Annotated in this window: 10 protein-coding genes; 6 read left to right on the plus strand and 4 right to left on the minus strand. The window is 67.5% G+C overall.

The genetic code is table 11. The features are described from left to right. Positions 1–8: 8 nt before the first annotated feature. Together feoB and AC3FNH_RS30465 are read left to right on the plus strand one after the other, a co-directional pair. The gene (feoB, locus tag AC3FNH_RS30460) at positions 9–1,862 is read left to right on the plus strand and encodes a ferrous iron transport protein B (protein ID WP_276102687.1); all 1,854 of its coding nucleotides are present in this window, start codon (positions 9–11) and stop codon (positions 1,860–1,862) included. 4 nt (positions 1,863–1,866) lie between these two features. Then, a complete protein-coding gene (locus tag AC3FNH_RS30465; protein ID WP_276102686.1) occupies positions 1,867–2,181 on the plus strand; it encodes a DUF6587 family protein in 315 nt (104 codons plus the stop codon). A 404-nt stretch (positions 2,182–2,585) separates the two neighbouring features. Here AC3FNH_RS30465 and AC3FNH_RS30470 read toward each other — a convergent pair whose 3' ends face one another. Then, positions 2,586–3,932 (minus strand): hypothetical protein, encoded by a 1,347-nt coding sequence (locus AC3FNH_RS30470; RefSeq protein ID WP_488722726.1) that lies wholly within the window; start codon positions 3,930–3,932, stop codon positions 2,586–2,588. Between the two features lie 637 nt (positions 3,933–4,569). Between AC3FNH_RS30470 and AC3FNH_RS30475 the strand changes: the two genes are divergently transcribed. After that, a complete protein-coding gene (locus AC3FNH_RS30475) occupies positions 4,570–5,220 on the plus strand; it encodes an OmpW/AlkL family protein (protein ID WP_276102684.1) in 651 nt (216 codons plus the stop codon). Positions 5,221–5,314: 94 nt separating this feature from the next. Here AC3FNH_RS30475 and AC3FNH_RS30480 read toward each other — a convergent pair whose 3' ends face one another. Then, positions 5,315–6,802 (minus strand): AMP nucleosidase, encoded by a 1,488-nt coding sequence (locus AC3FNH_RS30480; RefSeq protein WP_488722727.1) that lies wholly within the window; start codon positions 6,800–6,802, stop codon positions 5,315–5,317. A gap of 190 nt (positions 6,803–6,992) precedes the next feature. Between AC3FNH_RS30480 and AC3FNH_RS30485 the strand changes: the two genes are divergently transcribed. Next, positions 6,993–7,382 (plus strand): GNAT family N-acetyltransferase, encoded by a 390-nt coding sequence (locus tag AC3FNH_RS30485; protein ID WP_276102682.1) that lies wholly within the window; start codon positions 6,993–6,995, stop codon positions 7,380–7,382. A 41-nt stretch (positions 7,383–7,423) separates the two neighbouring features. Here the strand turns inward: AC3FNH_RS30485 and AC3FNH_RS30490 are convergent, their stop codons facing one another. After that, a complete protein-coding gene (locus AC3FNH_RS30490; RefSeq protein WP_276102681.1) occupies positions 7,424–8,182 on the minus strand; it encodes an NADPH-dependent F420 reductase in 759 nt (252 codons plus the stop codon). Between the two features lie 277 nt (positions 8,183–8,459). Between AC3FNH_RS30490 and AC3FNH_RS30495 the strand changes: the two genes are divergently transcribed. Further along, positions 8,460–10,709 (plus strand): TonB-dependent receptor, encoded by a 2,250-nt coding sequence (locus tag AC3FNH_RS30495; protein WP_488722728.1) that lies wholly within the window; start codon positions 8,460–8,462, stop codon positions 10,707–10,709. A gap of 48 nt (positions 10,710–10,757) precedes the next feature. Continuing rightward, complete coding sequence (locus tag AC3FNH_RS30500; protein WP_276102679.1) at positions 10,758–11,831, plus strand: YVTN family beta-propeller repeat protein; 1,074 nt, start codon at positions 10,758–10,760, stop codon at positions 11,829–11,831. Between the two features lie 20 nt (positions 11,832–11,851). Here the strand turns inward: AC3FNH_RS30500 and AC3FNH_RS30505 are convergent, their stop codons facing one another. Further along, a complete protein-coding gene (locus tag AC3FNH_RS30505) occupies positions 11,852–12,517 on the minus strand; it encodes an ankyrin repeat domain-containing protein (RefSeq protein ID WP_488722729.1) in 666 nt (221 codons plus the stop codon). Between the last annotated feature and the right edge of the window lie 501 nt (positions 12,518–13,018).

Genomic DNA, 13,018 nt, shown 5'->3' on the forward strand with positions numbered 1-13,018 from the left:
CCTCGACTATGTCTGCAGCTCCCTCTTCTTCCGCCTTGCGTATTGCGCTGGTGGGCAATCCCAACTGCGGCAAGACCGCGCTGTTCAACCGCCTGACGGGCAGCCGCCAGAAGGTGGCGAACTATGCCGGCGTGACGGTGGAACGCAAGGAAGGCTTCTTCGTCTCGCCGGCCGGCCGGCAGGTCCGCATCCTGGACCTGCCGGGCGCGTACAGCCTGCATGCGGCGAGCCTCGACGAGGCCATCACACGCGACATCTGCATGGGCAAGCGCCCCGGCGAGCCGAAACCCGACTTGCTGGTCTCGGTGGTCGACGCCACCAACCTGCGCCTGCACCTGCGGTTCGTGCTGGAGCTGCGCCGCCTGGGCCTGCCCATGGTGGTGGTGCTCAATATGAGCGATGCGGCTGCGAGACGCGGCATTCATATCGACCGCGACAAGCTCGCGGCCACGCTTGGCGTGCCGGTCGTGCAGACCGTGGCGATCAAGCGCGAAGGCGCCGCGGCGCTGCTCAGCGTGCTCGATGGTGCGCTGCCGCCCGCACCGCCGGCATTGCCGCCAGCCGACGACCTCGACGTGCATGCCGAGGTCAACCGGCTGCTCCAGGCCGCCGTGTCGATGCCCGCGCGTACCGCCGCGCTGGACGACCAGCTCGATCGCATCGTGCTGCATCCGGTGCTGGGGCTGCTGCTGCTGGCCGTACTGCTGTTCCTGATGTTCCAGGCGGTGTTCTCGTGGGCCGCGCCGCTGATGGACGGCATCGAAGCCGGCGTGCACTGGTTCGGCGAGATCGTCGGCACGCACCTGCCGGACGGCATGCTCAAGAGCCTGCTGGTCGACGGCCTGATCGCCGGCCTGGGCAGCGTGGTGGTGTTCCTGCCGCAGATCCTGATCCTGTTCCTGTTCATCCTGACGCTGGAGGAATCGGGCTACCTGCCGCGCGCGGCCTTCCTGCTGGACCGGCTGATGATGGGCGCGGGGCTGTCGGGCCGCTCCTTCATTCCGCTGCTGTCGAGCTTCGCGTGCGCGATCCCGGGGATCATGGCCACGCGTACCATCCAGGATCCGCGCGACCGGCTCACCACGATCCTCGTGGCGCCGCTGATGACCTGCTCGGCGAGGCTGCCGGTCTATGCGCTGCTGATCGGCGCATTTATCCCGCAACGCACGGTGATGGGCCTGTTCAATCTGCAGGGGCTGGTGCTGTTCGCACTCTATGTCGCAGGCATTGTGAGCGCGCTGGCGGTGGCCTACGCGCTCAAGTATTTCCGCCACGATCGCACCGACCATCCGCTGCTGATGGAGCTGCCGTCGTACCGCATTCCCAACCCGCGCGACGTGGCACTGGGGCTGTGGGAACGTGCCCGTATCTTCCTGGCACGCGTCGGCAGGGTGATCCTGGCGCTGACCGTGCTGCTGTGGTTCCTTGCCACGTTCCCGGCTCCGCCGGCAGGCGCGACGGGCCCCGCCATCGACTACAGCTTTGCGGGCATGATCGGCAAGGCGCTGGAGCATGTCTTCGCGCCGGTGGGCTTCAACTGGCAGATCTGCATTGCGCTGGTGCCGGGCCTTGCCGCGCGCGAGGTGGCCGTGGGCGCGCTGGCGACGGTTTACGCACTGTCCGGCAGCGAAGACGCAGTGACGGCGCAGCTTGCCCCGATGATCGCCCAGCAGTGGTCGCTGGCGACGGCGCTGGCGCTGCTGGCCTGGTACGTGTTCGCGCCGCAATGCATTTCCACGCTGGCGGTGATCCGCCGCGAGACCAACTCGTGGAAGGTGATGGCGGCTTCGGCGGCCTACCTGGCCGGCCTGGGATACCTGGCCGCGTTCATTACCTACCGCGTCGCCCTGCTGTTCAGCTGACGCCATGAGCCTCTATCACGCCGTCGAATCCCTGCTGGTCCCGCTGATCGTGCTGGCATGCGCGGTGTCGGTGGCGGCCCGCTACGCGCCGCGCACGCGCGAACGCATCAAGGCCGTGCTGGCCGCGTATCTTGGCGGCGCGTCCGCCACCGGCTGGCGCGCGGGCCTGGTGCGCCGGCTGGCCCCGCAGGCCGCGGCCGGCTGCGCCAGCGGCTGCGATGACGGCGGCTGCAATACGTGCGCCTCCAACACCGCAAGCCCCCAGGGTACGCCGGACAAACCCGCCGAGCAGGTCATCCGGCTGGTGCGCAAGCGCTGATTCGGGCGCTCTGCCGCCTGCTTTCCCACTTCGGATCCCCACGCAGAAACGGGTACGCTCGTACCCTTTGGTCGCATCCGCGACCGCCCTCTGCACCTCGTGCATGTACCCCGATAGACCCATATTGCGCGCTTCATAAGCGGGCTGGATCCATTGCGCCCCTGCACGCAGAAATGGGTACGCTTGCCACCCTGCGGCGGGCAAGCCTGCATGTTCTCGCGTTCCGCAGGCACATAGAAGCGCACGTGGCGATGCCAACGAAAAGGCGCCGGGACGGCTGCCTGGCAAGCACGCAGAAACGGGTACGCTTGGCATCCACGCCACTCCCTCCGTTACGCCGGAAGCGCAGAACGCCCTCCTGCGGAGGGCGTTCCGGGCCGCGGGACGACAAGCCCGCGTTCTCGCTACTTGACGGTACCGACCAGCTTCGCAGTCATCAGCTTGCCGTCCGAGACCTTGGTGCAACTGACGGTCAGCGTGAAGTCGCCGGTGGCCGTCGGTGACACGACCTTCTGGTTGTCAGCGGTGCCGGGCGACAACGTGACCGGTCCGGCGGGGATCCAGGTCCAGCCGGTGCAGGCGCTCGAAGGCTGGTCGTCGCCGAAGTGCTTGAGGCCGACGGTGACCGGGATGGGCGTGGGGATCATCATCAGCAGCGTAAGCGGCTGCTGGACATCAGGCATCAGCGCCCATTCGGGGTTCTCCACCACGCTCAGGCTGGCCGTGGGCCTTGCCGCCAGCCTGGTGCTGACCGCCGTCACCGTGAGCGTGCCCTGCACCGGACCGACACCCTTGGCGAGGCTGGTGCTGACCGTCACGTCATGCGTACCCGCGTCTTGCGCAGCCGACAGGCTCGACGACGTCGGCACGTACGTCCAGGTACCGTCGAAGTCCGCGGTCACGTCCTGGTCGTCGTTGCGCAGCACGCGCGCGCTGAACCTGGCCGGATAGGTGCTGAGCACTTGCAGCGCATTGACCGGCTCGCCGTACTGCGAGGTGACCACCCGGTACGTCGCGGTGCCATTCTTCTGCACGGTGACGAAGATCACGCCGCCGAGCAGACGGCCATCCGGGGCCGTCACCGACACCGACACGCTGGCCGTGGCGGCCGCAGTCGTGGAGCTGTTGCCGGCCTTGAGCGTCGCGCTGTTCAGGTTCGGCGTGACCTGTACCGCGGTGCCGCTGCTGGACCAGGTCCAGCCACTGCCGCTTGCCGATGCGTCGTTGCCGTTGTTGTCGACCAGCGCTACCTTGACCGGCAGCGTCTGGCCGTCGGTCATCGATAACGAGGTGTTCGGGACCGACAGGCTATAGGTCGTGGCCGAGGCCGGGACCACGGTAATGGTCGCGGACTGCACCGGCAGTTGCACCGTGGAATTGTCCGCGGCCCTGACCGTGGCCACCACCTGCACGCTGGTCGTACCGGGATTGACGCCGGTGACCACAGCGTTGCCGACCGTAGCCGTGCTGCCCACGACGGAGGCCACGGCGGTATCGACTGAAGTCCAGGCGAAGCTGGTCGAGGTTGTCACGTCGTTGCCATTGCTGTCGACGGCCACCGCGCTGACGGTCACCGTACGGCCAACGCCAACCTCGGCCGAGGTAATGTTCAGTTTTGCCGCGTAGTTGACGGCAGGCGCCGCCGCTGGCGTCGCACCGCCCGAGCCCCCTCCGCCCCCTCCCCCGCACGCCGCTACGAGGAATGCCGCCGCCGCGCATACGAGCCCGCTAAGCCAGGTTCCAGACTTCATGATGATTCCTTCATTGTCATGTGCTGTTTTTCCCGAGCTACCAGCCTATGCGCAACGGCGACGGCGCTGTACCGGCCAGACGGTTGAGCGCTGCCGTACATATATGGCGAGCTTTCATCCTTTGGCCGAGGCCGCGCCTACAGTGGACGCGTTCTGTGCGATTGACGGTCACAGGGTGTGACAGCCCCCCACTCCTTCGGCTGAGGACAATCCCGGATGCCACGGCCGGCAACGGGTTGATCAAGACAATGGGCCAGGAAAGGACGGCAGGAGAGCGCATCGCCATCGGGATCGATGGGGCGCAGCACGAGACAGGCAAAGAAAACCGGTGTGTCCCGCCCCCACGGGACACACCCGGAAAGACGCCCTTGCGGACGCCCACGACATGCCTGGAACCAGCCGCGACTGCGGCATGACGCAAAGGTTAAGGCGAGCCCTGCTGCCGCGCCACGAATAAATCCGCATGTATTTAGAAGGCGCGGCCGTGTACGGCAGGAGCCAGCCCGCGCTGCGCATGCTGTGGCGCCATCGCGACGACCCTACTGTCGATAGGGTCTGGCTTGTCCTCGGTCAATGTCCTGCCGGGGCCGCTCGGCCAAACTGGCTGCGATTTCTTACCAGACCAAAGCAATAGACCATGAACAAGATCTCTCTCCGGACCCGGGTCGCCAGCACCGCTATCGCCGCGCTTGCCATGTTCGGCGCCGTTTCCACGCCCGCCATCGCCGCCGATGGCGAGACCCAGGGCAACTGGATGGTGCGCCTGCGCGCCACCTACCTCGACATGGCCGACAAGTCGGATGCCATTCCCGCGCTGGGCGTACCGTCGGACGCGATCACGGTCAACAACAAGTGGATCCCCGAACTCGACGTCACCTACTTCTTCACGCGCAATATCGCCGCGGAACTGGTGCTCACCGTGCCGCAGAAGCAGGACGTCTACCTCAATGGCAACAAGATCGGCACCTTCAAGCACCTGCCGCCGACGCTGCTGGTGCAGTACCACTTCCTGCCGGAAGGCACCTTCCGGCCATACGTGGGCGCGGGCCTGAACTTCACGCGCATCTGGGGCGCCGACATTGCCGGCAATACGCTGCAGCTCGACAACTGGAGCGTGGCACCCGCCCTGCAGATCGGCATGGACTACAAGCTGACCAAGAACTGGTTCCTGAACGCCGACGTCAAGAAGGTCTGGCTGGCCAGCAACGTGAAGGCCGGCGGCGTCAATGTCTCCAAGGTCAACCTGGACCCATGGCTGTTCAGCATGGGCGTGGGCTACCGGTTCTGAGCGGGCCCTGCCCCAACGAAAAAGGCCAGCGCATCGGGCGCTGGCCTTTTTCGTTTATCGCTGCGATGTCCGCCGGACAGGGCCGGCCAGTCATTCAGCGGAATGCCGGCTCGTCGAAGCTCCGCAGCTTGCGCGAATGCAATTGCTCGACGCCGTTCTCGCGCAGGATGCGAACCGCCTCCAGCCCGATGGTCATATGCTGGCTGACTCGCTGGCGATAGAACGCATTGGCCATGCCGCGCAGCTTCAGCTCGCCGTGCAAGGGCTTGTCCGAGACGCACAGCAAGGTGCCATAGGGCACGCGCAGGCGGAAGCCGTTGGCTGCCACGGTCGCGCTTTCCATGTCGATGGCAATCGCGCGCGACTGGTTGAAGCGCGCATACAGCGCCTTGGACTTCAGCTCCCAGTTGCGGTCGTCGGTCGACACGACCGTGCCCGTGCGCATGCGCGTTTTCATCTCGCCGCCGGACAGGCCGGTCACGCGCGCCACCGCCTCCTGCAGCGCCACCTGGATCTCCGCGATCGGCGGCACCGGCACCCACGGCGGCAAGTCGTGGTCCAGCACGTGGTCGTCACGCACATAGGCGTGGGCGAGCACATAGTCGCCAAGCTGCTGCGAGCGCCGCAGGCCGCCGCAATGGCCCACCATCATCCAGCAGTGCGGACGCAGCACGGCCAGGTGGTCGGTCATGGTCTTGGCATTGGACGGGCCCACGCCGATGTTGACCAGCGTCACGCCCAGCTTGTCGTCCCGCACCAGATGATAGGCCGGCATCTGCGGCAATGCGCGCGGGCGGGCGGCGTCGTCGGGCTCGGCGGCGCCAAGCTCCTGCACCACGTCGCCAGGTTCGACGAAGCGCGCATAGCCGCCGCCGTCGTTGCTGGCCATCAGCGAGCGGCCGAGCGCGATGAATTCGTCCACGTAGCGCTGGTAGTTGGTGAACAGCACAAAGCGCTGGAAATGCTGTGGCGCGGTGCCGGTGTAGTGGTACAGGCGCTGCAAGGCCAGGTCCACGCGCTCGGCCGGGAACAGCGACAGCGGCCACGCTTCGCCCGGCACCGGCTCGAACGTGCCGTTGGCAATGGAATCGTCGATGCGGCTCAGTTCCGGCAGCACGAAGGACACTTCGAGTTCGCGCGCCTGGGTGTAGCTGATGTCGGTCGTGGAAGCCTCGATCACGAACGGCAACGGGATCGGCCGCCGGCTCAGGCCCACCACCACGGGCACGCGGTGGTAGCGCATCAGCCGCTCGATCTGGTCGCGATAGTAATCGGCAAGCAGGTCCGGGCGCGTCACCGTGGTGCCATAGACACCCGGATAGGCCACCGTGCCCCATGACGGCCGGCTGTCGGTCACCATGGTCTCGATATTCACGGAGATGCCCAGGTACGGGTAGCACGCGTGGGCCGCCGACGGCAGCGGCTTGCCGCTGGCGAACGCGTCGAAGCGCGCGCGCACGGCGGCGACCGAAGCGTTGTAGATCTCGCGAATCCGTGCCAGCGCCGCATCGGCGTCGGAAAATTCGGCCAACTGATCGGCCGGGTGGGCAGAGGAGAAGATCGGGGCGTTCATGGAAGCCATGATACCGCGCTGCAGCGCCAGCGGCGTGGCCAGCGCGTACGTGCGCCGGCAAATTGACGTGTCTGTCCCCGCTCGCTACACTCCGCCAATTGCGCGGCCGGGTTTCCCGTGCCGTACTCGACTCGCGGCATCCCTGGCAGGGGGCGGCGAGGGCCGTACATGCTTTGCTGCTTTGCTAGGGGAGCCGCCGATGGAAATCCGTAATCTGTTGCCTGGAGAGGTCGAAGCCGCCAGGCAGCTACTGATCGCCAACGGCTGGAACAACCGCGTAGGCAGCGCCGAGCGCTTCGCCCGCCTTGTCGCCAATTCGCAGCACGTGGTCGTGGCCGTCGACAAGGGCGAAATCATCGGCTTCGCGCGCGCGCTTTGCGATGATGTGTCCGATGGCTTCCTGTCCATGGTGGTGGTCGCGCCCAGTCATCGCCGCCAGGGCATCGGGCGGGCGCTGGTACGCCAGGTCATGGGCAACGACCCCGACATCACGTGGGTATTGCGCGCGGCGCGCTCGTCCGAAGCCGCATTCTTCGGCCAGCTTGGCTTCACGCCATCGATGGTGGCCATGGAGCGCCGCCGGCCCTGAGCCCTCGTCGCCGCAGCCTGCCAACCCAGGCGGCGCCTCGCCTACTGCGCCTCCATCTTCCTGCGCATTTCCTCCACGCTGCCGATCTGACGGAACAGCGGCCCGCCGGGCGCGAACTTGTCCGCGCTGGCCAACGGCCCCACCACCACCGGTTCAAACCCCGCATCGCGCACGAGCTGCTGCGCCACGCGCAACGCGGCCGGGTCATCGCCGGCAATCGGCACGGCGATGCGTTCGCCTTCGCGATGGTGTTCCCTGGCGAAGTTGGTCGCGCCCATGAAATTGAACGCGCGCACCACGCGCGCACCCGCCAGGTATTTGCTCGTGGTGATGCCGATGCCGTTGCGCTGTGCCTCGTCGGCAATGGCGCCGTCCCGCTGGGCGAAGGCATTGGTCGCATCCAGCACGATTTTGCCCCGCCAGGCGCCGGGGTTCTCCTGGCCAAGTTCCGGCAGCGCCTTGTAAGGCGTGGCCAGGAACAGCACGTCCGAGAATGCCAGGGCGTCGGCCACCGTGCCCGCGCGCGCCAGCGGACCCAGTTCGTCGACCAGCGTCTTCAGCGACTCGGGATGCCGCGAGGAGAACAACACCGGATGGCCCGATTTCACCCACAAGCCCCCGATCGTCCCGCCGATCCGCCCCGAGCCGATCACGCCGATCCGCACCGGCTGCCCGCCGCCGGCACCGCCGCCCTGCGCGCACGCGCCGAGGTTCGGCACGGACAGGGCGAGCATGGCGGTGGCAGCGGCGCCAAGCAGGCGACGGCGGCCGGGATCGACATCAGTTTCGGTGGTCGGCATCGGCGATTCCTCCTGATTCGCGAGTCGGGACGCGGCAACCGGGCGCAACCCGAGGCCGCCTGAAAACTCTAGGCAAAAAACAGCGGACCGACAGCCACCGCAACTTGGCAGTACCTGCCCCCTGAACTAGATTAGGTAGCATTTGCGCCACTCGCAGTCATCCACGTCCAGCCCGCAACCGATGCCTGCGCGACGCAGCGCGACAGGGAACTCCATGGCCCGATGCCATTGCCGTACTCGTCCGCTCGGGATCGTGCCTTGCCTGGGTGCCCTGGCAATGCCTGCGTCATGGCCTGCGGCAGCGCAGCAAGACAACAACGTAGCGGCGGCCGACCAGGTCCACAACCTGCGTGAAGTCACCGTCGTGGCGCCTACCCCGCTGCCGGGCTTCACCATTGAGCGCCAGGCCTTTGCCGGCAATGCGCAAACCGCGACAGACGGCGACCTGGAACGCGTGAAGGCACCCAGCCTGCCAGCCTTCCTGGCAGAGACCATGACCGGCGTGGTCGTCAACGACGCACAGGGCAATCCGTTCGCCCAGGACATCCTCTATCGCGGCTACCGGCTTTCCCCCACGCTCGGGTCAGCGCAGGGACTGTCGCTGTACCTGGACGGCGTGCGTCAGAACGCGGCGCTGGGCGACGTAATCCACTGGGCCGCCATCCCCGAGGCCGCGCTCAGCACCATTACGCTGGTGCCGGGCAGCAATCCGCTCTATGGGCTCAATACGCTGGGCGGCGCGATCGCGCTGCAGACCAAGTCCGGCGAGACCCACCCCGGGGTGGAAGCCGACCTGAGCGTCGGCAGCTACGGTCGTGCGCGGCTCGATGTCAGCGCCGGCAAGGCGCTCGGTGACGGCTGGCATGCCTATATGGCAGGCACCGGATGGCGCGAGGACGGCTGGCGCGACCGTTCCGACAGCGACCTGGGCAACCTTTTCTTCAAGCTGGGCCGCTCCACCAGCGGCACACAGTGGAACGTGAGCGTGCTGGGCAGCAACAGCAGGCTGACCGGCAACGGCCTGGCGCCGGACAGCCTCTATGCCGCCGACCGCCGCGCCATCTACACCGCGCCTGACGTGACGCGGTCGCGGTCGCTGCAAGTGGCACTCAATGGCGCGCACCAGTTCAACGCGCAGGACCAGCTGCAGCTGACGCTCTACCTGCGCCAGACCCGCACCCGCGCCAACAGCGGCGACATCAGCGACGCCTACCTCGACACCGTACTCGACTGCCAAGGCCAGGGCGGCAGCGGGGAATGCGATGCCGGCGATGCGCCGGCCAATGCCGTGCTCAACAGCGCCACGGTGCGAGAGACCAGTTATGGGGCATCGATGCAATGGTCGCATGACGGCGACACGCACCGCTTCGCGCTGGGTGCGGCGCTCGACCTGAACCGGTCGCACTACACGCAGACCACGCAGCAAGCGAGCTTTGACGATGCACGCAATGCCGTGGCCGATGCCGGCGCGCCGGTTGTCACCCAGGCTGCGCTGGACGGGCGCGACAGCACCGTCGGACTGTTCGCCACCGACACCATCCGGCTGCTGGAAGGGACTTTCCTGACGTTGGCGGCACGCTGGAACCAGGGCCGGCGCCATACGCTGCTCAGTCTGCCCACGCAATCGGATGAAAGCTTCACGTACTCGCGGCTCAATCCGTCCCTTGGCCTGACGCATCGGCTGCTGGACCGGCTCGTGGTGTTCGGCTCGGCTTCTCAGGGAACGCGCATGCCGACGGCCATCGAACTCGGTTGCGCCGATCCCGCCAACGCCTGCCAGTTGCCCACCGGCCTGCAGGCGGACCCGTTTCTGCGGCAGGTGGTCACGCGCACGCTGGAGTTCGGCGGCCGCTGGCAGCCGGCCGATGCCACCGAGGTGTCGCTGGCGCTGTACCGTAGCGATAATCGCGACGACATCCTGTTCCAGCGCTCCCCATTCAGCCCGCTGGGCTTTTTCTCCAATTTCCCCAAGACCCGCAACCAGGGGGTGGAGCTGGGCCTGCGCCAGCGCCTCGGACGCCTTACCCTGCGCGCGGGCTACAGCTATACGCAGGCCACCTACCAGGCACAGGGCGCACTGCATACACCGTTCGCCGCGCCCGTGATGGTGCGGCCCGGCACCCGCATGGCGGGCATCCCGCTGCATAGCTTCAGGCTCGGCGCCGACTGGCGCGCCACGGCAACGCTGAGCGTGGGCGGCGACCTGCTGGTGTCATCGTCGCGGCCTGTCGCCGGCAACGAGGACGGTGCGCTGAGTGCGCAGAACCCGGGCCTGTCCGATACTGGCGGGTACCTGCTGCTGAACCTGCGCGCGAGCTGGCAGTTCTCGCCACGCTGGCAGGTCTACGGCCGCATCGACAATGTGTTCGGCCGGCGCTACGCCACCTATGGCCAGGCCGGCTACAACCTGTTCCCGGGTGGAACGCTGCTGCAGCCTGGCGCCACGGTTCCGGTGGAGCGCTTTGTCGCGCCCGGCGCGCCGCGCCTGTTCCTGGTTGGCGTTCGCTACGAGTGGGACGGACGCTGACGCGCCGGTGTCGTCCCGATTTTGCCGATTTTGCTTAGAGGAGCCGCCATGACATCGACATCCCCCTCCATGCGTGCCGCCGCACTGCTGGCGCTTGCCGCCCTGCTGGCCACGACGGGCCAGGCCCGCGCGGCGCAGGCCTATGTGTCCTCCGAGAGCGGCGGCATTGCCGTAATCGACCTGGAGCGCATGGAACGCCTGCCAGGCCCGGTCATCGCGGGCAAGGGACCGCGCGGGCTCGGGCTTACCGCGGACGGCAAATACCTGCTGACGGCAAACAAGGAAAGCGGCGACATGTCCGTGATCGACGTAGCCGCCGGCAAGGAGGTGAAGCGCGTGCCGATCGGCCAGAACCCGGAGTTCGTGCGCGTGGCCGGCGATCAGGCCTTCGTCACATACGAGCCCGGCGAACGGCCGGGCCCACCGGGGAAGCCTGGCACACCGACAGCTCCCAAGGACGCCGGCAAGCACGACGACGACAAGCCGCTGCCGGCCGAAATCGCCGTGGTCGACCTGCGCACCTGGCGCGTGGCGCGCACCATCCGCAGCGGCCTGGAAACCGAGGGCATCGAGTTCTCGCGCGACGGGCAGCTGATGCTGGTCACCAATGAAGGCGACGACACGGTCACCGTCTACGAGAAGGCGAGCGGCCGGCAGCTGCAACGCCTGCCAATGCCTGCCGGTTCGCGTCCGCGCGGCATCCGGGCGAGTCCCGACGGCAGCCGCTATGTGGTGACGCTGGAATCTGCCAACGCATTCCTGGTACTGGCCGCCGACGACTACCGCGTGCTGCGCACCGTACCCACGCGCACCGGACCCTATGGCATCACCTTCGACCGCAGCGGCGCCCGCGTGTTCGTGGCGGCTTCGCGCGCTGACACGCTGCAGGTCTTCGACGGCCAGAGCTACGCGCCGCTGGCCGATATCGCCGTGGGCAAGCGCTGCTGGCACTTCAGCTTCACGCCCGACGACGCGCGCCTGCTGGTGGCGTGCGGGCGTTCCAATGCCGTGCAGGTGTTCGACGCGCGCAGCTACCAGCCGGTGCAGCAGGTCGACGGGGTGCCGCTCGCGTGGGGTGTCGTGACCTATCCGAAGAGCGTCGGTTCGATCGACGCACCCTGACACGCCATGCTGCCGGGCCGCTACGGGCGCGCAGCCATGACGGCCGCCGCGGCTTTGGCGCCTGCCTGGTCGGCAATGGCGCGCGCGGTCAGCCCGCGGTCGTCCTGCAGGGCGGCATCGGCGCCGCGCGCCAGCAGCAGCTGCACGACCTCGCTCTTGTCGTAGCCGGCGGCCCACATCAGCGCCGTGAGCCCATGCTGGTAGCGCGCGTTGACGTCCACGCCGGCATCGAGCAATTGCTTCACCACCGCCACCTGCCCCTGCCCGGCGGCGTAGACCATGGCCGTCTTGCTGATGCGGTCGGTCGCGTTGAGGTCGGCGTGGCGCTCCAGCAGCATCGCGGTGATGTCCGGGTAGCCGCCAAACGCTGCCGCCATCAGCGGCGTGACGCCCTGGAGGTTGGGCTGGCTGACATTGGCGCCGTGATCGACCAGCGTGCGCGCCATGCCGGTTAGCCCGCGCTTGGCGGCGGTGATCAGCGCGGTGTCGCCGATCCGGTTGCGCGAATCGACCGCGGCGCCTTGTTGCAGCGCGCTGCGCACGCCGGCCTCGTCGCCGGCGCGAGCTGAAGCCAGCAGTCGGGCATTCAGGCTGACGTCGTCGTCGGCCCGGACGGTTGCTTGCAGGCACAGTGCCCAGAGCAGGCACAGCCCCATCATGGAAACTCTCTGCACTGCGCGGTTCATCTGCGGCTCCTTGCGGCTCCTTGCGGCTCCTTGCGGCTGCGGCCGGTGCGGCCGGTGCGGCCGGTGCGGCCGGTGCGGCCGGTGCGGCCGGTGCGGCCGGTGCGGCCGGTGCGGCCGGTGCGGCCGGTGCGGCCGGTGCGGCTGCCGCTAAGTTTGGTGTGCGCAAAGCACAAATTCAAGGTTCATTGCTGGGTTGTGGGGATGGGGAAGGAGTGGGGTTGAGGTTGTCGTGCTTGGCAGGCGCCGCTGTTTCGCCGGCGTAGCCGGCGAGTCACTTTTTGTCCGAGCGACAAAAAGTAACCAAAAAGCGCGTTTACTTGCCCTAGCGGGCGAATATTGATCGTAGTGTGCTGCGGGTGTTGTACGGGTATGGGCTTCAGAGTGTGCCCGGCTGCCTGCCGCGTGGTGCGCGTCCATGGGCGGGATTAGGGCGCTGATTGAACGAGCCCCGAAACTGTCCGTGGTCCCTGCTGCTACCGACATCGTGTAATCGCCTTCGGC

The organism is Cupriavidus sp. 22TCCZM01-5 (assembly GCF_057798915.1).